General features: G+C 54.4%; 17 protein-coding genes. 6 read left to right on the top strand and 11 right to left on the bottom strand.

Annotated features, from left to right (window positions below):
- Window positions 1–243: 243 nt before the first annotated feature.
- From argJ to V8247_RS00460, 5 genes are all read left to right on the top strand, one after another.
- On the top strand, window positions 244–1,449 hold the full coding sequence (argJ, locus tag V8247_RS00480; protein WP_338737667.1) for a bifunctional glutamate N-acetyltransferase/amino-acid acetyltransferase ArgJ: 1,206 nt from the start codon (window positions 244–246) through the stop codon (window positions 1,447–1,449).
- A 39-nt stretch (window positions 1,450–1,488) separates the two neighbouring features.
- Entirely contained in the window at window positions 1,489–2,262 is a 774-nt protein-coding gene (argB, locus tag V8247_RS00475; RefSeq protein ID WP_338737665.1) for an acetylglutamate kinase, read from the top strand.
- A 19-nt stretch (window positions 2,263–2,281) separates the two neighbouring features.
- Entirely contained in the window at window positions 2,282–3,481 is a 1,200-nt protein-coding gene (locus tag V8247_RS00470) for an aspartate aminotransferase family protein (RefSeq protein WP_338737663.1), read from the top strand.
- 9 nt (window positions 3,482–3,490) lie between these two features.
- Window positions 3,491–4,369: a hypothetical protein gene (locus V8247_RS00465; RefSeq protein ID WP_338737661.1), complete on the top strand. Its 879-nt coding sequence runs from the start codon at window positions 3,491–3,493 to the stop codon at window positions 4,367–4,369.
- A gap of 292 nt (window positions 4,370–4,661) precedes the next feature.
- The gene (locus V8247_RS00460) at window positions 4,662–6,839 is read left to right on the top strand and encodes an ATP-binding protein (protein ID WP_338737659.1); all 2,178 of its coding nucleotides are present in this window, start codon (window positions 4,662–4,664) and stop codon (window positions 6,837–6,839) included.
- Between the two features lie 58 nt (window positions 6,840–6,897).
- On the opposite strand, the gene V8247_RS00455 is transcribed toward V8247_RS00460, so the two are convergent.
- From V8247_RS00455 to pyrR, 11 genes are all read right to left on the bottom strand, one after another.
- Window positions 6,898–7,572 carry a response regulator transcription factor gene (locus V8247_RS00455; protein ID WP_338737657.1) on the bottom strand — a complete coding sequence of 225 codons (675 nt, stop codon included), beginning with the start codon at window positions 7,570–7,572 and terminating at the stop codon, window positions 6,898–6,900.
- On the bottom strand, window positions 7,553–9,538 hold the full coding sequence (locus V8247_RS00450) for a PAS domain S-box protein (protein WP_338737655.1): 1,986 nt from the start codon (window positions 9,536–9,538) through the stop codon (window positions 7,553–7,555). The genes V8247_RS00455 and V8247_RS00450 overlap by 20 nt, the downstream gene beginning before the upstream one ends.
- Window positions 9,539–9,671: 133 nt before the next feature.
- Window positions 9,672–10,634, bottom strand: coding sequence for an ornithine cyclodeaminase family protein (locus tag V8247_RS00445; protein WP_338737652.1), 963 nt, complete (start codon window positions 10,632–10,634; stop codon window positions 9,672–9,674).
- Window positions 10,635–10,673: 39 nt separating this feature from the next.
- Window positions 10,674–11,642, bottom strand: coding sequence for an ATP-dependent 6-phosphofructokinase (locus V8247_RS00440; RefSeq protein WP_338737650.1), 969 nt, complete (start codon window positions 11,640–11,642; stop codon window positions 10,674–10,676).
- A 37-nt stretch (window positions 11,643–11,679) separates the two neighbouring features.
- Window positions 11,680–13,083, bottom strand: a complete 1,404-nt coding sequence (locus tag V8247_RS00435; protein ID WP_338737648.1) for an aminoacetone oxidase family FAD-binding enzyme — start codon at window positions 13,081–13,083, stop codon at window positions 11,680–11,682.
- 30 nt (window positions 13,084–13,113) lie between these two features.
- Window positions 13,114–13,902: a dihydroorotate dehydrogenase electron transfer subunit gene (locus V8247_RS00430; RefSeq protein WP_338737646.1), complete on the bottom strand. Its 789-nt coding sequence runs from the start codon at window positions 13,900–13,902 to the stop codon at window positions 13,114–13,116.
- The gene (gene carB / locus V8247_RS00425) at window positions 13,895–17,116 is read right to left on the bottom strand and encodes a carbamoyl-phosphate synthase large subunit (RefSeq protein WP_338737644.1); all 3,222 of its coding nucleotides are present in this window, start codon (window positions 17,114–17,116) and stop codon (window positions 13,895–13,897) included. Before carB ends, V8247_RS00430 begins: the two co-directional genes overlap by 8 nt.
- Window positions 17,117–18,211 (bottom strand): glutamine-hydrolyzing carbamoyl-phosphate synthase small subunit, encoded by a 1,095-nt coding sequence (gene carA, locus V8247_RS00420; RefSeq protein WP_338737640.1) that lies wholly within the window; start codon window positions 18,209–18,211, stop codon window positions 17,117–17,119. It abuts the gene before it with no gap.
- 47 nt (window positions 18,212–18,258) lie between these two features.
- Window positions 18,259–19,548: a dihydroorotase gene (locus V8247_RS00415; RefSeq protein WP_338737637.1), complete on the bottom strand. Its 1,290-nt coding sequence runs from the start codon at window positions 19,546–19,548 to the stop codon at window positions 18,259–18,261.
- Window positions 19,545–20,522 (bottom strand): aspartate carbamoyltransferase catalytic subunit, encoded by a 978-nt coding sequence (locus V8247_RS00410; RefSeq protein WP_338737635.1) that lies wholly within the window; start codon window positions 20,520–20,522, stop codon window positions 19,545–19,547. The genes V8247_RS00415 and V8247_RS00410 overlap by 4 nt, the downstream gene beginning before the upstream one ends.
- Window positions 20,519–21,064: a bifunctional pyr operon transcriptional regulator/uracil phosphoribosyltransferase PyrR gene (pyrR, locus tag V8247_RS00405; RefSeq protein WP_338737633.1), complete on the bottom strand. Its 546-nt coding sequence runs from the start codon at window positions 21,062–21,064 to the stop codon at window positions 20,519–20,521. Before pyrR ends, V8247_RS00410 begins: the two co-directional genes overlap by 4 nt.
- A 262-nt stretch (window positions 21,065–21,326) precedes the next feature.
- On the opposite strand from pyrR, the gene V8247_RS00400 reads away from it, so the two are divergent.
- Window positions 21,327–22,271: an ABC transporter substrate-binding protein gene (locus V8247_RS00400; protein WP_338737631.1), complete on the top strand. Its 945-nt coding sequence runs from the start codon at window positions 21,327–21,329 to the stop codon at window positions 22,269–22,271.
- Window positions 22,272–22,285 lie beyond the last annotated feature (14 nt).

Here is a 22,285-nt window from a genome sequence, read left to right as displayed (position 1 = left end):
AGTATATCATAAGGATTAGTCCTTGGCTAATTTTATTCTGAAAAAATATTGGCAGTATCAAAAGGATTATGCCGTAATATTCATTGAAAATACTCTTGACTTAAACTAATATATGGCATTATTGTGAAACAGCAATACTACAACTGCTTGCCGTATTGCGCAGTTTGGCCAGGCAAGTACAGATTTTAACATTCGCTACCTTTGCCCTGTGTATCAGGCTATGCTATATTCTAGCATCACCTTATGAACACCGGGATAACTGTTGTCATTGATGGTTCCGTAACTTCTCCAGTCGGATTTTCCGCTGGAACGGTTTCGGCCGGCATTAAGTCTTTACCTGGTGCGCTTGATCTGGCTTTACTGGTTACAGAACCACCAGCCAGTGCTGCCGGCGTTTTTACCCGTAACAGATTTCGGGCCGCTCCCGTGGTTCTCTCTGAAAAACGTCTGAAAAGCGGCCGCAGCCGTGCCATTGTGGTTAACGCCGGGTGTGCTAACGCCGGCACCGGGAGTCTGGGTTATGAGAACGCCGGGGCGATGACCCGCCGGGCGGCGGACAACTTGGGCATTGCTGAGGATGAGGTTTTGGTCGCCAGCACCGGGGTTATCGGACGTCAATTGCCGATGGATAGGATTAAAGCCGGGCTTGACCGGATAGCCCTTTCCGACGATGGCGGACATGATTTTGCCCGCGCCATCATGACCACTGACTTGGTGCCCAAGGAAATCGCGGTTTCAGTTCCGGAGTTTGGTTTTACCGTCGGGGGTTGTGCCAAGGGTTCAGGGATGATACATCCGGATATGGCCACGATGCTGGCTTTTATTACCACCGACGCAGCGCCTGACCCCAGGTTGCTTCGGGAACTGTTGTGGCAGAAGGTCGGGCGGTCTTTTAACCTTATTTCCGTTGACGGTGATACCTCCACCAATGATAGTGTGTTTTTACTGGCAAACGGGCTTTCCGGCACGACGATAGAACCGGATACCAATGCATATGAAGCATTTTCTGCCGCGTTGGAATATGTTTGTGTTTATCTGGCCAAAGCTATCGCCCGTGACGGGGAAGGGGCAACCCGGTTAGTAGAGCTTGAAGTCAGGGGGACTACTTCTGACGAAGATGCCCGTAAAATAATCCGGACGGTGTTATCATCACCGCTCGTCAAGACTGCCGTTCACGGCGGAGACCCAAATTGGGGGCGCATTGTAGCCGCAGCCGGCCGCAGCGGGGTGGATATTGAAATTGAGCGCCTGAGTCTGACTATTGGGGATATTAAAGTGATTCACCAGGGCCAGCCGGTGGAATTTGATAAGTCCTCGGCTGCTGCCCTGATGTCAGGTCGGGAGGTCTCGCTCTGTCTGGATTTGGGGTCGGGATCCAGTTCTCTTACCGGATGGGGTTGCGATATGAGTGAGGAATATATTCGTATTAACGCGGATTATTCCACCTGAGGAAGAACAAAAAGGTGTTGTTATTTTTAGGATTGGCTGATGGATAAGACGATTGTAATTAAGCTGGGCGGCTCGGTGCTGGGCAGCAGGGATACTTCGCTGGAAGACGTGGCGCGATTGAAAAATGAGGGTTATCGGCCTGTGGTCGTACACGGTGGGGCGGCAACGGTTAACGGCTGGCTGAAGCGTCTTGGTATCGCCACCCGCATTCATGATGGTGAACGGGTGACCGACCTGGATACCCTGGAAGTGGTTGCTGCGGTGTTGGGCGGGCTGGTTAATAAAGAGACGGTCGCTCATTTGTTGAGTCTCGGTGTTAAGGCTGTCGGTATTTCCGGCGTTGACGGGGCTCTTATCAGCGGCAAGGTTCGCGGTGTTGACTGGGGTTACATGGGCGATGCGGAGCTGGTGGACCCGACTTTGCTGCAGACATTGCTGGATAATAATATGGTGCCGGTTGTTTCCCCGGTGTCGTTGAATGCCGGCGACAATCAGACCCGTTTGCTGAATATCAACGGTGACCCGGTAGCCGGTGAGCTGGCCGCGGCCTTGCAGGCCGCCCGCTTGGTTTTTCTCACCGATGTACCCGGCATAAAAGATGCGGAGAATAACCTTATCCGTTCAATCACTGCTCTGGAAGCCGAGATAATGGTAACTACCGGTGTAGCCACCGGCGGTATGGTGCCCAAGATCCGCGCCGCCCGGCGGGCCAGCGCCGCTGGTACTGTAACCAGCATTATTGATGGGCGGGAACCTCACATCCTGTACAATGAAGTTATTAATGGGCTGAACGGAACTTCTATTATCGCGTAAAATCCGGAGGATGGATTAAATGGATTGGGTCGCACTGGAAAAGAAATATTTCATGAGCACCGTGGTTCGGGCGCCACTGACTATTGTCAAAGGTGCCGGCAGTTACGTCTGGGATGAACAGGGACGGAGCTATCTGGACTTTGTTGCCGGTTGGGCGGTGAATGCCTTGGGACATTGTCATCCGGCAGTGGTGACCGCCGTCCAGCAACAGGTCGCCGAACTGATCCAGACTTCCAATCATTATTACACCCTTCCTCAATTAAAGCTGGCAGAGTTACTGGTGGAAAACAGTTGTCTGGACAAAATATTTCTTGGTAATTCCGGCGCTGAGGCTTCTGAAGGCGCGGTCAAGCTGGCCAGGCGTTACGGCAAACTGCATCTGAATGGTGCCTATGAGGTTGTCACTGTAACCGGGTCATTTCACGGGCGGACATTAGCTATGGTTTCCGCCTCCGGACAGCAGAAGTATCAGCAGCCGTATACCCCGCTGCCGTCCGGGTTCATCAATGTGGAGTTCAATAATCTGGAGGCTATCAAACAGGCCACCACTGGAACAGTATGCGCCGTGATGCTGGAGCCAGTGCAGGGTGAAGGCGGCGTCAACGTGCCATCGCCGGAATACCTCAAAGGTGTGCGCCGCTGGTGTGATGAAAAGGGTTTAGTCTTGATTTTTGATGAAATTCAAACCGGCATCGGCCGCACCGGCACGCTTTTTGCCTATCAGTCATATGATGTGGAACCTGACATCATGACATTAGCCAAGGGATTGGGCGGTGGTTTGCCCATTGGCGCTATTATGGCTAAAGACAAGTATTCCGTATTCACGGCCGGCGAGCATGGTTCCACTTTCGGCGGCAATCCGGTAACCTGCGCCGCCGCCTATGCCACCGTTAAGTATGTGATTGAAAACGATATTTCGCGCAATGCGCTTGATATGGGGCGATACCTTACAGAGCGGTTGATGCGTCTGAAGGAGAAGCACCCCAATATGATCGCCGGTGTTCGCGGCAAAGGGCTGCTTATTGCTGTTCAACTTAACGGTGATATAGCCGGGGCGCTGGCCAAACGGTGTTTGGAAAACGGTCTGCTGGTGAATAACGTTAAACCGGATGCCTTAAGGTTGATGCCGGCTTTGAATATTACCCAACAGGAAATAGATGAGGCCATTGAAAAATTGAATACTGCCATTGTTCGCCTCGGCTCTTCTGACCAGGGTTAAACGCCGGGCATGATTTACCTCGTATTATTCGCTGTCGCCGCAGTGGTATTAACTGCCTTGAGCTGGCAGGTGCCGGAACCCGGTACCATGCGGCAGGCTCGCAATGGTGCTTTTCTGCCGGCCGGTTCACCGCTAGAACTGCCTAAGGGTGTCCGTGATGATGCTTTGGCTACGGCTATAGCGGCACACCGGCATGACCGAAAAAAACAGTTGCGCCTGGCAACTGATATGCTGGCCACTTACCGGGAATTACTGACAACAGATGTTTTTGTGCTGTTTAATTCCGGGGGCTATGGCTGGTCCAATCTGGACAAAGCTTCCGGGTACGCAACCATCATCGACGCCATTGAAGAGAAGCTAGTTTCCGATGGGTGCCGGGTGACTGTACTCAGTTACCAGCGGGCTTATCGCGGTGTACGAGGCTATGTCAGTGAAATTTTAAACGCCGGCGCCAAATCAATCGCCAAACCTAAAGAGCTGGCTTTGCGTTTGAGTTTTTTGCGGCGTCATTTGCCGAACCTCCAAATCCTTTTAACCTCTGAAAGCAACGGAACGGTGATGTCCAACCAGGTAATGCGGCTGTTGCCGGAAGATCCGCGGTTGTACAGTTTAGAGTTTGGTCCGCCATTCTGGTATGAAACTTTTCTCAACGACCGTATTTTAAGTATGCGTTCCAACGGCAAAACGCCGGATGCCTTCAGTTACGGTCACTGGCGCAGGGCGATCACCGCCAACATAATGGCGCTGTTCGGCCGAAGCGCTCAGTCACCGGGTAGTGTACTGCTGTATATCGGCGCTCCGGGCCATGACTACAACTGGCATGATTACCCCGTTATCCAGGAAAGCGTCAGTTCGTTTCTGGATCGTCATTTCAAACCCTTCCGTTAATATCGCATTTTTCCTGCTTTTTATGACCAAAAGTACCAGGCACCACCTGTTAATTCCCCGACTTATTTCTAAACGATACCAGTACTAACGTTTAGTATAGAGTACTATTGTACTTAAACAGAGAAATATATTGACAATAATACTGTTTAGGGTAAAATGGATAATAACTAAAAGATACAAAACGTAACGTTTCCGTCCACTGTTACCGCTCTATGAAACGTGAGGTGAATGGTGTTAAACGTGGTAAAGACACACCGGGGTGCTGTATTAAACGGGTCCACAAGGGGTGGGTATGGCCTTTCGTGAATTTCTGACTGACCAGGTATTCCCCCGCCGGGCTCTGGCCTATCTGGTGACAGCCGTTGTCGTGGGGCTGCCGTATATTGCCGTAGTATGGTTGGTCGGGCAACTGGTGGTTTTAAGCGAACATGTCTGGATATTGGTGGCCCTGTTTATTTTTTTGGCAGGGAGTTCCTGGCCGGTTTTTCGCTGGGCATTGCACCATATTGACCGTATCTACTATGCCGGGCGTTACGATTATCTGAAAGACCTTGACGAATTTATTCGTGAAACCCAGAGTATCGCCAATCCGGAGGCAATGGACAATCGGGTCGTTGAGCTTATCTCCGGTGCGCTGGAATGCCGCATCGCCTGGCTTTTGCTGCCGGAACGCGATGATGACAACTTCGTTGTTTCGGCTTGTCATCCCACCAAAGAAGCCGTGGGCTATAAACTACGACGCCAGGGCGGGCTGGTTTCCTGGCTGGAGCAGCAGCGAAAAACAGTGAATATGCAGGAAATAAATACCTTGCCGGAACTTCAGAACCTGAGTTCATCCGAAGTTGGTTTTCTGGAGAGTCTGGATGCCAGACTGGTGGTGCCGGTTGCTGCCGGCGGCGGACGGCTGGTGGGAATTATCGTTGTTGGTCCCCGTTTGAGGGGTGATTATTTAGAGCCAGACCGGCGGGCGGTACTGGCCCTGGCAGGCCATCTGGCGGTGAACCTGGAAAATGCCCGGCTGTACCGTGACAGCCAGGCGGTTCGCCGTAGTGTTGAGGCCTGGCTGGAAAGCATGGGCGACAGCGTCATCATTGTCAACCGTGACAAGCAGATTACCTTCATGAATCGCTCGGCACGCCGGCGCTTCGGGGCGAACATCGGCGACACCTGCTACGCGGTGCTGGGTCAAAAAGACCCCTGTGAGAATTGCCCCATGCCGGAGGTGAATGCCCGGACCCGTATGCCGGACCGGATTACCTTTATCAACAACAAATATTATGAAGTGGCCGTAGCTCCGTTGCTGGAAGCCGACGGCAGTTATAGCTTTATTCAGGTATTGAGGGATATCACCGAACGGCAACTGGCCGCTCAGGCATTACAGCAGTCGGAACGGCGGTTCCGTACGCTGGCTGAACTTTTGCCCAGCATGGTGTTTGTTTTGAAAAATGGAGAATTAACCTTCGCCAACCGTCGTTTTGAACAGGCGTCAGGGTATCTAAGCAAGGTATCACTGGAAGACGGCTATGATATCATCCAGCTGTTTTTAGATGATTGCCGGCCGCTGGTCGCCCAAGACCTGGCCCGTCGGCTGGCAGGGGAAGAAATTCCGCCCAGAGAGTGCCAAATATTAACTGCTGACGGCATCAAGCTGCCGGTCATTCTTGGGCTGGAAGCATTCATTGATGAACATATCGTCACTGTTGTCGGGGTATTGACCGATATCAGCACACAGAAACAGGCCGAAGCAGATCGGCTGAAATATGAAAAACAGGCGAACCTGGCGGCGCATCTGGCCAGTATCGGCGAAATGGCCTCCGGTATTGCTCACGAAATCAATAATCCTCTAACGGCTGTAATCGGCTTTGCTCAATTACTGTCTCAGCAGGAGCTCCCTGAATCAATAGTGGAGGATGTTGAAGTCATCAATACCAGTGCCCAGCGGGTGGCCGGTATTGTCCGGCGGCTGATGACCTTTGCCGGCTCTCGCTTACAGGTGCGGGAAGCGGTGGACGTCAATTGCCTGGTCCGGGAAACTGTGGAACTGCAGACCTGCGAGTTGGAGCATTACGGGATTAACCTGGTGACTGACATGGCGGAGGATTTACCGCCGTTTTTTGTTGATGCCGCCCAGATACAACAGGTTTTTTTGAATGTCATTATAAATGCGGTGACTGAACTCAAAGCGAAAAATCAGCCCAGACAATTGGTCATTACAACTTGGCTGATGGCAGATAAAGTTGCAGTCAGTTTTAGCGACAACGGTTCCGGCATACCGGAGGAAGACCTTAAACGGGTGTTTGACCCGTTTTTCACCACGCGGGAAGTTGGGCAAGGTACCGGTCTCGGCTTGTCAGTATGCCACGGTATCGTGACCCAAAACTACGGCCAGATCTATGCTGATAACAATCCGGACGGCGGAGCTGTTTTCACCGTACTGCTCCCGGTAGCATCGGTTTGGAATCAGGAATAACAACGGCGGCCGGAATGTGTTGTTACGACCGCCGCGGGTCAGGTTTAAAAATGCCGGACTACTTTTTCATCAGGTAACCAGCGCCGGAGCGCGTGGCGATGAGGTCACCGAGGTCCAATTGCGCCAATTTCTGTCGTAAATTACGCATGTGCACCCGGATGGAATTGGCGGCATCGGGAGTCGTTTCGCCCCAGATAGCCAGGGAAATGGCATCATGGGAGACCGCTTTTCCCCGGTTCTGAGCCAGTAAATATAACATTTTTCCTTCGGTATTGGTCACTCTGATGCTTTTACAGTTACCGGTAATCTGGCGGCGGGACGCTGAAAAATGCAACGGGCCGATAGTAATAGGCAAACTGGTGTCCACGGCTTTCTGGCGTCTCAATAAGGCCTTGGCGCGGGATACGAACTCCATCTGCCGGAACGGTTTGGTGATGTAGTCGTCGGCGCCAAGTTCCAAGCCCCGGACGACATCAGATTCCTCGTTCCTCACCGTCAGGATAATCACCGGTACCGCCGAACTCTGACGCAGTTCCTTGAGCAGCTCCAGGCCGCTTTTGTCCGGCAAACCCAGATCCAGTATGATCAGGTCCGGGTTTTCCTGTTCGGCGAGTTCAAGCCCCTCCTCCGCCAGACCGGCGTAAAGGATGTGGGCCTCCGGCCAGCTGACTTTGAGGCACAGGCTGACCAGTTCCACGATGGCGCTGTCATCTTCAACGATGAGTATTTTCATCTTTTTCTCCTTGCTTATTGATGGGGACTTTGACATAAAAGGTGCTGCCTTCGCCTTTGCTTGATTCAAACCAGATCCGTCCGCCGTGGAGTTCCACGAACATCCGGGAAAGGGTCAAGCCCAATCCCAGGCCGCTTAAGCGGCTTTTTTCCGAAGTCTGACCGCGATGATAGGCCTGGAAAACAAAGGGTTGTTCGGATTCGTCAATGCCGGAACCATTGTCTGTGACACTGATTACCACGGATTCTTCTTCTTCTTCAACCGTCAGTTTGACCCAGCCGCCGCGCCGGGTGAACTTGAAGGAATTGGCCAGTAAATTGGAAATCACCTGACGCAAACGGTCGGGGTCGGCATTGAGGAATAATTGCTGCTCCGGCAGGTTCAGTTCCAACCGCTGGTTCCGCCGTTCGGCATCCGGCCGCATATATCCCACGATACTGACCAGGAGTTCATTCAGGTTAAATCGGGACGGATGGATTTTCAGCGTGCCCACTTCGCCTTGAGCCAGGTCCAGTAATTCGTTGACCCTTTTTTCCATATTCAAAGCGCCGGTATGAATGTTATGAGCGAAACTGCGGGCAGTGTCATCGTTTAGATGTTGTTCCAGATAATCAGACGCGGTAATCAGCGGCGTCAGCGGCGTTTTCAGTTCATGCACCAGGCCGCGGGTGAACAGCAATCGTTCCTCAATTTGCTTTTTTAGTTCCGTACTCAGGGAACGTTCTCTTTCAAACAGTTCTCTAAGTTCCGCCTCGGCTTTCAACCGGGATTTTATCTCCAGCTCCAGTTCCCGGGTTCGTTCCAGAACCATGTCTTCCAGATGATGTTGGTAAATTTCAATTTCCGCCTGGGCTTGCCGGCGCTCGCTGATGTCCCGGACAATGATGATGATTCCCAGAGAACCGTCCGGCCGATGGGTAAAGTTCTGGATAATTTCGCAGGGAAATCGCTCTCCGTTTTTGTTCTGCTGGAACAACTCAAAAGCCCGGTAATGTTCATCACGTTCAATGGACCGGGTTAATTCACCGTCATAATCTTGGAAATCCTCCGGCGAGTTAAACAGGAACTCCATTGTCTGGCCGAGGCATTCCCGGGGAGTATATCCGTATATCTTACTGACCTGCTGATTAACGTATACTATCCGGTGTCCCGGGTGATCCAGGTTAAAAACAGCTTCCGGCAGTGAGTCATTCAGGCGCTCCAGAAAATCCCGCTTTTCCTTGATTTCGTCTTCCATCCGCCGGCGATCAGTAATGTCAAGGGCGTAAAGGTTGATGTAGCTATTTTCTACGTCCGGATTCAGGGTTAAGGAAAATACCTGGTTGCGGCAGGTGATTTCCGTTATCTTCCGGCAACCGGAGCGGAACACTTCACCGATAATATCAGGCCATGGGGCCGGCAACCGGCCGTCGGTGCCGGGTTGCCATTGTACAAGCAAAGGCGCGGAGGCTGGATTGGCGAAGGTGATTTTACCATCCGGGTTGACCCGTAACACTGGATTGGGGTTGGCCAGTGGGAAGGAAGTCAACCCCTGATTGCGCAGTTCCAATCGTTTTCGCTCGGTAATATCCCGGATGACGGACACGACCATGGTTTTGCCGTCAAGTTGGAACTGCTGACCGGCGACCTCGGCAGGAATGCGCCGTCCGTCTTTGCTCAGATGCGCCATCTCGTAGACGGCGTAGCCCCGTTCAGACAAGAGTCGGGATATGTCACCGACATTGATGTAACTATCCGGTGCATTCAATTCCCGGCCGGTCAGGCCTAACATTTCCTGGCGGCTATAGCCAAATCGTTCGCAGGCACTTCTATTGGCTTCAACAATACGGAAAGGCTGGTCAGCCCCGCAGAACTCCCAGAGGATTATGGCATCAGGGGCGTTATCCAGGATTGTACGGCAGGGACCCTCCGCTTGGCGGGAATCAGGCGCAACCGACGGTAGCTTTTCGGAATGGTCTTGTTTCACGTTCGTAAAATCTTAATAATTTGAACCTATTGTAGCTGGTTTCTGGTGCCTTTACAATTAATAACGTCAGAAGACAAAAAGGCGGGCAGTTCGGTTGGCTGACGGGTAGTGGTTTACGCGTTGACGTCGCGGGTCAGACGCCGATCAGGTCAAAAGCCTGGCCAGCACCCTGTTGTCCGGCTTTGTAATAGATATACCGGGCGCAGGCGATATCCTGAATGGCCAGACCGGTGGAATCAAACACCGTGATAGTTTCATCCTCAGTACGACCGGTCTTTAATCCGGCGGTCAATTCGCCCAGCGTGGCGTATATTCGGCTTTCGTTGAAGGTGCCTGCGGCGATGGACATATTTAGTTCGCCGGCGTGAGTGGCCTGGTAGACGTCATCAACGACAACTCTGGCGTTCAGCAGTACCTCAAATTCCAATTCCTGCTTGCCCGATGCATCAGCGCCGATGGCGTTGATGTGGGCTCCCGGTTTCAGCCAGCGGTACTTCAGAAATGGCGTCCTTGACGGCGTCAGTGTGCAGATGATATCGGCGCCGCAGACGTTCTCTAGGCTGGTTACGGTAAGGGGCAGTTCAGGGAAGCGCTCCACTAAACGCCCGGCGGATTCCGGAGAGCGGTCAAAGACGCGTATCTCATCAAATTGAAAATATTCCAGATGGGCTTTAATCTGGGTATCAGCCTGGTGTCCGGCACCGATTAGTCCCAGCACCCGTGCGTCTCTTTTGGCCAGTTGGCGACTGGCGATGGCCGCGGCGGCCCCGGTGCGGTAGGCGGTGATTTCGGTCCCATCCATTATGGCCAACGGATAGCCGGTGTTCGGATCGGAGTAGATAATAATCCCCATGATGCTGGGTAAGCCTATGCTACTGTTTCCCAGGTGGACATTAATCCATTTCATGCCGGCCGCCCCCGGCACCGCGGCGGGCATGGCGCGGAAATCACCGTTGTCCAGAGTTAGGTAGGCTTTGGGCGGCATCAGTGCGGTACCGCTGGCGTAGGCGGAAAAGGCTCCTTCAACGGCACTAAGTGTTTCCGGCATGGTAAGCAGGTGGGCAACATCGCGGCGGGTCAGAATAAGTGTTGTCATTGATTAACTGTAATAATCCGGGGTCGGATTGTCAAACTTCTATCCCGCCAGTTTTGCCGCTATTTCCAACAGCGACAGGTCCAGTTGTTTCCGGTTCCCGGCAACCGCTTCCAACGGCGTAGCCTTAATTTCACCGCAAGACAAACCCAGCAGCAATCCGGCCTGGCCGTTTTCCAGTTCGGTCACCGCCGCCGCGCCGGTGCGGGTGGCCAGTAGACGGTCAAAAGCGGTCGGTGCACCGCCTCGCTGGACGTGCCCTAGAATGGTGGCTCGCAGGGAAAATCCCAGTTCGGTATTGTTGTTGAAATGATGCAGTAATTTCTGGGCGTTCCAGTGTGCACCTTCGGCTACCACGATCAGGCAGTGGGATTTTCCGCGGTGGTAGCTGGTTTTAATGGCCTCGGCGATATGCTCCGGGCTGGTGCCTATCTCCGGCAACACCACATATTCGGCACCACCGGCGATACCGGCCATCAGCGCCAGATAACCCTGATGCCGCCCCATGACCTCTACGATATGCGCCCGCTGGTGGGATGAGGCGGTAACCTTCAAGCGATCAATGGCTTCTAGTGCGATATTCAGTGCCGTATCCACGCCGATGCTCTGGTCGGTACCATACAGGTCGTTATCAATAGTGGACGCCACACCGACCACCGGGAAACCGGCCTGATGCAACAGGTGGGCCCCGATCTGCGAGCCGTTGCCGCCGATGACCACCAGGGCATCTATTTCCTGATCTTTAAGTTTACTGAGAGCTTGCTGTCGTCCGGCCTCAGTTTCAAACTCCAGTGAGCGGCTGGAGCCCAACATGGTGCCGCCGGCTTGAATGATTCCGGAAACATCCCGGGGGCCCAGAAGGCGGAAGTCACCGTTAATAAGACCGGTATACCCGTGGTTAACGCCGATGACTTTCCAACCGGCGGCGATACCGCAACGAGTTACCGCCCGGATGGCGGCGTTCATGCCCGGCGCGTCTCCGCCGCTGGTCAGCACGGCTATCTTTTTCATACAGCTCTATTATAACCCTGCAGCGACCGAAGTTGAACTATTGCTGCCGGGCAAAAGCCGCCGCGGCTTCTCCCGCGACCCAGCCGGTAGAAAAAGCCGCCTGGAGGTTATAACCGCCGGTGTCGGCATCAAGATCCAGTACCTCTCCAGCCAGATAAAGTCCGTTCAGCAGTTTGGAAGACATGCTGCGCGGGTCAATCTCAGTTAGTTCCACTCCGCCGGCGGTCACCATGGCTGCGGTCAGCGGCAGCGGTGTTTTGACTTCAAAAGACAGGTTTTTAAGCAGTTTTACCAGTCCGTGGCGTTCTTCGGCGGTGATGGTGGCGGCCGTTCTGCCCGGAGGGATGGTGGAAAGAATGGCAATGGGTTCCACCATCTTTTCCGGTAAAAGCTGGCGCAACAGGGCCGGTAACTGCCGCCGGGGAGCGGCGGCAAATTCCCGTTGCAGTCTGGCGTCCAAAACCTTATTGGTCAGCGCCGGCTTGAGGTCAATAACTATTGTGACCGGGCCATCGTCCAGCGCCCTGGCAACCGCCTGACTCATTAGCAGGGTTATCGGCCCGCCGATGCCGAAGTGGGTAAACAACATCTCTCCGAAGCGGCTTTCAATCATGGGAACCGGAGGTTTTTCGTGTTTGGTGCCGCGGCCGTAATCATAGTTGATGGTCATATCAGGCACTGCTGTCCGGTCACAGCCGAAGGCGGTCAAACGGACGTTGGCCAGACTGACCCCCTGGCAAGCCTGGGCGAACCCCATTTCTTTGAGCACCAGGGGCACCAGTGCCGGGTATAATTTATTCACCCGGTGACCGGCAATGCGGGCCAGCCGGAAGCCGTCTCCGGCGGAACCTGTAGCCGGGAAAGAACTTCCGCCGGCTGCCAGAATCACGGCTCCGGCTTTTAATAATTCGCCGGTTTCCAGGCGGACGCCGGTCACCCCCTGGTCATCGTGTTCAATGGCGGCTGCCCGGGTGTTAAGTTTAATGGCTGCCCCATTGTTGACATAAGATAACAACGCTGCGACCACGTCGGCTGCGGCATCCGATGCGGGGAAGACGCGACCGCCGCGTTCAACTTCAGTTTCTACCCCGTACCGACGCATCAAATCCAGCAGGTCATCACGGAAGAAACGATGAAAAGCGCCATAAAGAAACCGGCCGTTAGGGCCGAAGGCGTTCAGGAACTCCTTAAGCGGCGCAGAATTAGTGATGTTGCAGCGGCCTTTGCCGGTAATCAGCAGTTTTTTACCCGGAGCTTCCATTCGTTCAATTATAGTAACATCGGCGCCCAGTTCGGCCGCACGTCCGGCAGCCATCAATCCGGCTGCCCCGCCGCCGATAACGATAACGCGCCCTGACCGGTGAGGTTCTTGGATGGGATTCACAGATTTAATATTATCCTTTCTGAGATGGGTAAAATGCCGGAATATATATCGGCACACGGAAGACAATGCTGCTTTTCGGGTTTTTCGTTACAGATCCGCCAGTTCTTCCCAGAGAATATCGTTCATATTGAAAACCGGGCCGTGACGGCAAACTTGCCTGAGGCCACCGCGGGTATTGATGGTGCAACCGTAACACAAGCCGGTGCCGCAGGCCATGCGCACTTCCAGCGACACCTGAATGTTGCCGGAGTTAAAACGGGGATCCTTAGCCAGTGCCCGGTACATCGGCAGAGGGCCGCAGGCAAAAATCTGAGCGGCTGCGGCAATATAATCATCGGGACATTCAGTTACACGGCCTTTGATGCCCACTGACGCGTCTTCGGTACACAGCACACGCTCATTCACCTCCGGGAGGTGGGAAGCCGGGCATAACATGGCGCCGGTACGGGCACCTAGAACCAGGGTGACAGCTTTGCCCATAGCCGCAGCCTGCTCAGCCAGAAAATTGAGCGGGGCAATACCCATGCCGCCGCCGATAAGTAGTACCTTATCCGCGCCCGGCTCAAGGCTGAAACCCCGACCCAGCGGGCCGAGGACATCCAAATGTTCGCCGGTCGTTCGCTGCGCCAGCCAATCGGTACCTTTGCCGACGGCGGCGATAAGCAGGCTTATTTCACCGGTGGCGATATCCGTGCCGGAGATACTAATCGGGCGGCGCAGCAGCCTGTCAGCACCGCATTTGATCATGACGAACTGCCCCGGCCGTGCCGCAGTAACAATCTCAGGACAACGCAGCTTTAACTGGAAGACCCCGGGCATCACCGGATTGTTTGCCGTTATCCGTGCCTGAATGAGCACCGGTTTAGCATCAACCATCGCGGTATTCCGTAAGTGGTTTGATATTATAGCGGCAACCTTTATTGCTGATGGAGTCAATTGCCACCCGCGCCGTATCCAGTGATGTATAGCAGGGAACGCGCTTTTCCGCCGCCGCCCGACGGATATGAAACCCGTCCCTGAGCGGAGTACGGTCGCCGGTAGCGGTGTTGATGACGCTGTTGACCGTTCCGTTCCTGACGATGTCCACAATGTTCGGGTGGCCTTCAGACAGTTTCTTGGAAATCAACTTTACCGGTAAACCGGCGGTTTCTATCATAGCGGCGGTGCCCTCAGTAGCGTAAAAATGATAGCCGGCGTTGTGAAGTTTACGGATCAGCGGCAGAGCTTCAGCCTTGTCGCGGTCGGCGATGGACAGCAGGATGTTGCCTTCGGCGGGCAGCGCCAGACCGGCGGCCGTTAACGCCTTAATTAAGGCTCCATTGAAATCGTGGTCTATCCCCATCACCTCACCGGTGGACTTCATCTCCGGGCCGAGGTAGGTATCAACGCCGACCAGTTTGGACATGGAGAACACCGGCGCCTTGATGGCCACCAGTGGTTTGGCCGGCCACAGACCGCCTTCGTACCCCTGTTCCTTCAGACTGCGACCAAGCATGATATTAACAGCAACGTCTACCATCGGTACACCGGTAACCTTGGACAAGAAAGGTACGGTGCGGGACCCCCGGGGGTTGACCTCCAGAATATACACCTTGCTTTGTCCTTCTTCTTTGGTAATTACAAACTGGATATTCATCAATCCGCGAATATTCAAACCCAGGCCGATACGGGTGGTGTAATCAACGATGGTGACGGTTTCGGTCTCCGACAGGTTCAAACCGGGATAAACTGCCATGGAATCACCGGAATGAACTCCGGCACGTTCAATATGCTCCATGATGCCGGGGATCAGCACCCGGTCGCCATCGGCGATGGCATCTACTTCCACCTCTTTGCCAATGAGATATTTATCAATCAGCACCGGGTGACCGGTCTGCAGATCCATAGCATATTTCATGAACCTGACCAGTTCAGTGGCATCGTTGACGATTTCCATGGCCTGACCGCCTAGTACATAACTTGGTCGCACCACCACCGGATAGCCGATCAGGTCCGCTACCTTCAAACCTTCGTCCAGGGTCGTTACTCCGGCTCCGGGCGCCTGAGGAATATCCAGCTCAGACAGGAAGGCCTCAAAGCGGCGGCGGTCTTCGGCCAGGTCAATAGTTTCGGACGAAGAACCGATAATAGGGTTGCCGTTTTTAGTCAGCGGGTCTGCCAGATTGATGGCCGTCTGTCCGCCGAATTGGACGATGGAAGCGGTAGCCCGGTCACATCCGGCGTCTTCGTTATCCAGAATGTCGCGCACGCTTTCGGTGTCTAACGGTTCAAAGTACAGCCGATTGGAGGTATCAAAATCGGTTGACACTGTTTCCGGATTGGAGTTGGCCATGATTGACTGGTAGCCGGCCTGTGATAAAGCCATCGCCGCGTGAACCGAGCAATAGTCAAACTCAATACCCTGACCAATGCGGATTGGGCCGGAGCCGACCACCAGCGCTTTGTCACAATTGTCCGGTACGGCTTCGTTCTCAGACTCATAAGTGGAGTAAAAGTATGGCGTTTCGGCATCAAACTCTGCGGCGCAGGTATCCACCATCTTGTAAGTCGGCAGAATGCCCCACTGCTTGCGCTGTTCTCTGACCTGCTCCGGCAACCGGTCGGCTAAAGTGCCGATCTGGCTGTCACCGAAACCCAGTCGTTTGGCTTGTCGCATCAGCTCCGGATTGAGCGTTTCCGACAGGAGGCGTTTTTCCATACCGACGATATTGAGCAGTTTGTTGAGGAACCACAGGTCAATTCTGGTAACTTCAAATATCTGTTCAGGGGTGATGCCGCGCCGGAGTGCCGCCATAATCGCCCATAACCGGATATCGGTCGGCTTCAGGGGATAACCTGAGATGTCGTCGCCCATCGTCCATTCCGGGTCTTCCCATAGGATAGATTTTTTACCGAATTCCAGGGAACGCACCGCCTTTTGCAGTGCGGACTCAAAGGTGCGGTCAATGGCCATGACCTCGCCGGTGGCCTTCATTTGGGTGTTGATAATACGGTCGCCGGTGGCGAATTTGTCAAACGGCCAGCGGGGTATCTTGACCACCACATAATCCAGCGCCGGTTCAAAGGACGCGGCTGTTTTTCCGGTCACTGCGTTGGGTATTTCGTCCAGCGTTTTACCTACTGCTATCTTGGCGGCCACCCGGGCAATAGGATAGCCGGTAGCCTTGGAGGCCAGAGCCGAACTGCGGCTGACTCGGGGATTGACTTCAATGACGTAATAGTTGTCGGACACCGGGTCCAGCGCGTATTGGATGTTACAGCCGCCTTCAATGCCCAGCGCCCGGATTATCTTGATGCTGGCCGTCCGCAGCATCTGGTATTCCTTGTTTGTCAGTGTTTGGGAAGGGGCGATGACGATGGAATCGCCGGTATGAATGCCCACCGGGTCAAAATTTTCCATGTTGCAGACGGTGATGCAATTATCCGCAGCATCCCGCATCACCTCATATTCAATCTCTTTCCAACCGGCCAGCGATTTTTCCACCAGTATCTGATGTATCGGCGAGGCCGCGATGCCGCCGCTGGCAATCTCTTCAAATTCATCCATGGTCTGAGCTATACCGCCGCCGGTGCCGCCCATCGTGTAGGCGGGACGGATGATGAGCGGCAGACCCATGTCCGCCGCAACTTGCCTGGCATCAGTAAGGTTGGTCACTGTTTTGGATGGTGCCTGATATTCGCCGATTGAATCCAGCAACCGTTTGAAAAGTTCCCGGTCCTCGGCTTTGCGGATGGTTTCAATCGGTGTTCCCAACACGCGGACGTTGAATTTTTCCAGTACCCCGGCATCAGCCAGGTCCACCGCCAGATTCAAGCCGGTCTGTCCGCCCAGGGTCGGCAGCAGTCCGTCAGGCCGTTCCCGTTCAATAATGCGGGTTACCGCCTCCACCGTCAGCGGTTCAATGTAGACGACATCAGCGATTTCTTCGTCAGTCATGATGGTGGCCGGATTGGAGTTTACCAGGACGCTGGTAACGCCTTCTTCACGCATGGCTTTGCACGCTTGCGTACCGGCGTAGTCAAACTCCGCCGCCTGGCCGATGATAATCGGTCCGGAGCCGATGATTAAAACTTTAGACGGTTTAGTCATTTATTGGGCTCCCATCATTTCCATAAACTGTTCAAACAAGTAAATATTATCCAGCGGTCCGGGCGACGCTTCGCTGTGGTACTGGATGGTAAAAATCGGCAGCGTCTGATGGCGCATGCCTTCCACCGTATTGTCATTAAGGTTGATATGGGTTATTTCTAACCCAGTGTTGCGGATGGACTCCGGGTCCACAGCATAGCCGTGATTCTGGGCGGTGATATGAACGCGCCCGTTGGCCAGGTCTTTCACGGGATGGTTGCCGCCACGGTGGCCGAACTTCAGCTTGAAGTTGCGACCGCCGAAGGCGCGGGCTACCAGTTGGTTGCCCAGACAGATACCCATCATGGGTTTTCCGCTTTCGGTTAATGTCTTGACGGTTGCCGCGGCGTAATCCAACAGTTCCGGGTCGCCGGGGCCGGGCGATAACATAATGCCACTGGGGTTGACGGCCAGCATTTCTGCAGCCGTGGCGGTACAGGGGAAAACGGTTACCCGACAGCCATGGCTCCTGAGGATACGCATGATGTTGAATTTACAACCCAAATCCAGCAGTGCGACCCGGGGCGCTTCAGCCGGCAAACCAGCCGAATCCCAGTCATAGACGGCTTTGGTGCTGACCTCTCTGACGAAATCGGTGGTGCCGTAATCCGGCACCGTCCGCAGGTATTCCACGGCCTGTCCCGTTGTTTTTTCGGTGGTAATCATGCCCATCATCACGCCGTGGCTGCGCAGTTTGCGGGTGATGGCGCGGGTATCCAGTCCCCAGACGCCGGGAATATCGCCCTGTTTTAGATAATCATCTATGCCGGCGGCGCATTGGTAGTTGGATGGCTGAGTGCATTCTTCCCTGACGACGAAGCCCCGCACCTGTAACCGGTCAGATTCCCAATCCGCCGGGTTAACGCCGTAATTACCAATCAGCGGAAAGGTGGGAATTAATATCTGGCCGGCGAATGACGGGTCGGTCAACATCTCCTGGTAGCCGGTCATACTGGTGGCAAAAACCACCTCACCGACGGCGTCTTTTTCGGCTCCGAAGCTGTTGCCTTCATAAACCGTACCATCGGCCAGTACCAGTATCGCACGCTTTATCATCCTTGTCCTTTCGTTCCGGCCGAAGCCGATCCTCTCCGTTGCATATTTCAATCAGCTTGATAAATAATCTTGCCGCCATAGATGGTCAAGGCAACCTGACCCTTGAGTTGTTCGCCGGCCAGCGGAGTGTTCCGGCCTTTGGAGACAAATACGCTGATATCCACTGTCCATTCGGCATTAGGGTCCAGAATGACCACATCGGCCGGGTCCCCCGGCTTCAAGGAACCGGTTATGCCGTGAAGACCACCGATGATGCGGGCTGGTGCGGCCGTCAGCTTTTCAATAATCAATTCCAGCGGTACTCGGCCCGTATGAACCAGTTTCATCAGGCTGCCGAAGGCCGTCTCCAGGCCGGAAATGCCGAACGGCGCCAGATTGAATTCGCAGCATTTGTCATTATCGGTATGGGGGGCGTGGTCGGTAGCCACGGCGTCTATGGTGCCGTCAATCAATCCTGCAATTAAGGCTTCCACGTCTGCGCTGGTCCGGAGCGGCGGGTTAACCTTGGCGTTGGTTTCATAATTCAGGCAACGCGCCTCGGTCAGCGTCAGGTGGTGTGGCGTAACCTCCGCCGACACCCTTATCCCCTCAGCTTTAGCCTGACGGATAAGCGATACCGCGCCCCGGGTACTGATATGGCACAGGTGCAGCCGGGCACCGGTGAGCCGGGCGAGGGCAATATCTCGGGCGACGATGATATCCTCCGCGGCATTCGGGATGCCCGCTAACCCCAGCCGCGTGGCGATAATGCCTTCGTTGACCTGCCCGCCTTCTGCCAGACTCATTTCTTCGCAGTGTTCCAGCACCGGCAGCCCCAGGGTAGAGGCGTATTCCATGGCCTGCTTCAGCAGCCGGGCTGAGGGGACGCTGGAGCCGTCGTCGGAAAAGCCGATGACCCCGAACTCCGCCATCTCGCCCAATTCCGCCAACTGCTCACCCCGGCGGCCTCGGCTGATACAGCCTATCGGCAGCACCCTTACCGCACCTTCTGCGGCCGTTGTGTTCAGGATGAAGGCGGTTGCTACCTGATTATCAATCGGCGGGTCGGTATTCGGCATGGCACAGACGGTGGTAAAACCGCCGCGAGCGGCTGCCTGAGTTCCAGTTGCGATGGTTTCCTTATGTTCAGAGCCGGGCTGTCGCAAATGGCAGTGCAGGTCAATGAAGCCGGGGGCGACAATTTTGCCTTCAGCCTCAATGATTTCCCATTGTCCTTCCGGTGGGTGGCCGTTGCCGGTCCAGACGACTTTGCCACCGGCCAGTGCGACATCCAGTTTGCCGTCAATACCCAGGGCAGGGTCTATCAACCGGCCGTTTGTAATTAGAATATTTTTCATAACTCGCCCTGTCTTCCACTCAGTAGGTACAATATGGCCATGCGCACCGCTACGCCGTTGGCTACCTGCTCGTCAATCACTGATTGCCTGCCGCAGGCGGCTTCAGCGGTTAGTTCAACGTCTTCATTCACCGGGCCGGGGTGCATCAGCAGTACGTTACCCTTCGCCCGCTGGAGTCTGCCCGAGGTCACCTGGAAACGCCGGATGTATTCCCTGACCGAAGGCAGCAAACCGCTTTGCTGGCGCTCCCGCTGCAGGCGCAGCGTCATGACCACGTCGGCACCTTCAAGCGCCCGGTCTATGTCGGCTTCCACGGTTACGCCGGGGTACTCTCCGGTTTCCCCGTCAAGGCCATACGGCATCAGGGTGGCCGGTCCGCATAGCGTAACTTCCATACCCAGCCGGGTCATACCCCAGATATTGGAGTGGGCCACCCGGCTGTGGCGGACATCGCCGACGATGACTGCCTTCAAGCCGCTAAACTCTCCCTTGTGCTGCCTTATGGTGTACAGGTCAAGCAGAGCCTGTGTCGGGTGGGCGTGCCAGCCGTCGCCGGCGTTGATGATGCCGGCCTGACTGTAACGAGCGGCCAGGCTGGGTGCTCCCGACAACTGATGGCGCATGACAATGATGTTGCCGCCCAGAGCTTCCAGCGTTTTCAGTGTATCAATCAGACTCTCGCCCTTGGTAACGCTGGAGGCCGAGGCGGTGATGTTCAGCACGTCAGCAGACAGGTTCTTGGCGGCAATTTCAAATGAAGCGCGGGTCCGGGTGGAGTTCTCGTAGAACATATTGACCACGGTCTGGCCGCGCAGTGCCGGAACCTTCTTGATCGGCCGGGCCAGAACGTCGCGCATGGCATCAGCGGTTTGAAAAACCATCTGGAATTCACTGACAGTAAAATCGTCCACGTCCAGCAGGTGCCGGCGGTGCCAGCCGGTGGTATTCGGAACCGGAGTTTCAGAGACGGTCAAGGCGTCACCTCCTCTGAGGCAATGATGACTTCGTCTGTATCGTCAGTTTCTGCCAGCTTCACCTTGATATCCTCGGTGGCGGCGGAGGGTATATTCTTTCCGACATAATCAGCCCGAATCGGCAGTTCCCGATGACCGCGGTCAATCAGCACTGCCAGTTGAATCACTCGCGGTCGGCCGTAGTCTATCAGAGCGTCCATGGCGGCACGGGTGGAACGCCCGGTATAAAGCACGTCATCAACCAGAATGATAATCTTGTCGTCAATACTGACCGGAATGTCAGTTGATTTGACCTGCGGATTGAAATTACGCCGGTTAAGGTCATCCCGGTAGAGGCTGAAATCCAGCGCCCCAACTGGTACTTGAACGCCTTCAAAACCTTGAATCAAGGCTGCCAGCCGGTTAGCCAGGGGGACACCGCGGGTTTGCATCCCTACCAGTACCAGAGCTGAGGTATCCTTATTGCGCTCGGTGATTTCATGGGCGATGCGGGACAGCGTCCGCCGGATGTCTTCCGGATTCATTACCGTTTTTGCGGGCATTAAAAAACCTCTCGCCAACCTTTGCCGGCAAGAGGCGTAATAACACGCTTCCCGATTCCCTTGCCAGCCTCACAGGACTGTTTATTAAAGGTGTGGGATCTACTTAATTACCTCAAGTATAACATTCGTTTTAATCTAAAACAAGTATTATTTGGGGGCTGGTTGAAACACGATTAGTTCGCTTAAAATTGACATATTTCCTATATTGCCATATATTGAAAAAACTGGTGTTTGCCCCATTGGATTTTATTTAGGAGGAACCATGAAGAAAAAACTTCTGGTTTTACTGGCAGGTCTAATGATCGTGTCGGGCGCGGTGGTCGGATGCAGTAACGAGCCGGCAGAAGAAGAACCGATCGTAAAATCCGTTACCGTCGGTTCCAAGATTGACACCGAAGGCGGCCTGCTGGGGCAGATGATAGTTCTGTTACTACGGGACAACGGCTTTGAGGTTACCGACAAAACCGGCACCGGGACTACTTCGGTGGTGCGTAGCGCCATCATCTCGGGTGAAATTGATATTTATCCGGACTACACCGGCAACGGCGCGTTTTTCTTTGACGAAACCGCCTCATCAGTGTGGAATGACGCCCAACAGGGTTATCTCCGGGTCAAGGAACTGGATAATGCGGCCAACGGTATTGAATGGCTGACCCCGGCTCCGGCTAACAACACCTGGGCAATTGCGGTTACTCAGGTTCTGGCTGACGCCAATAGTCTGGCAACACTGGAAGACCTGGCTGATTATATCAACGGCGGCGGCAATTTCAAGATTGCCGGTTCTGCCGAGTTTTTTGACAGTGAAGTCGCCATGCCGGCTTTTGAAGCAGCCTACGGTTTTACTCTGACGTCCGGTCAACTGATAATTGTCGGCAGCGGTGATACCGCACAGACGGAACAAGCCGCAGCTCAGGGCACCGATGGTGTTAATGCCGCCATGGCCTACGGCACCGACGGCAGTCTGGATGCCTTCAACCTCATCGTTCTTGAAGATACGCTGGGGGTTCAACCGATTTACGCACCGGCACCACTGGTGCGCGCTGAAGTGTTGACGCAGTACCCTGAGATTGCTCAGATATTGAATCCGGTTTTTGCATCATTGGATCTGGTAACTTTACAGACGCTTAATGGTAAAATAGTCGTTGACGGGCAATCAGCCGCTGTGGTTGCCCGGGATTATCTGCAGTCCAAAGGGTTTATAGACTAGAACAATTCAGGAGA

The sequence above is a fragment of the Dehalogenimonas sp. W genome (assembly GCF_037094495.1).
GTDB lineage: Bacteria > Chloroflexota > Dehalococcoidia > Dehalococcoidales > Dehalococcoidaceae > Dehalogenimonas > Dehalogenimonas loeffleri.
The sequence above is the reverse complement of the archived record's forward strand: the minus strand, read 5'-3'. Positions and strand labels throughout refer to the sequence as shown.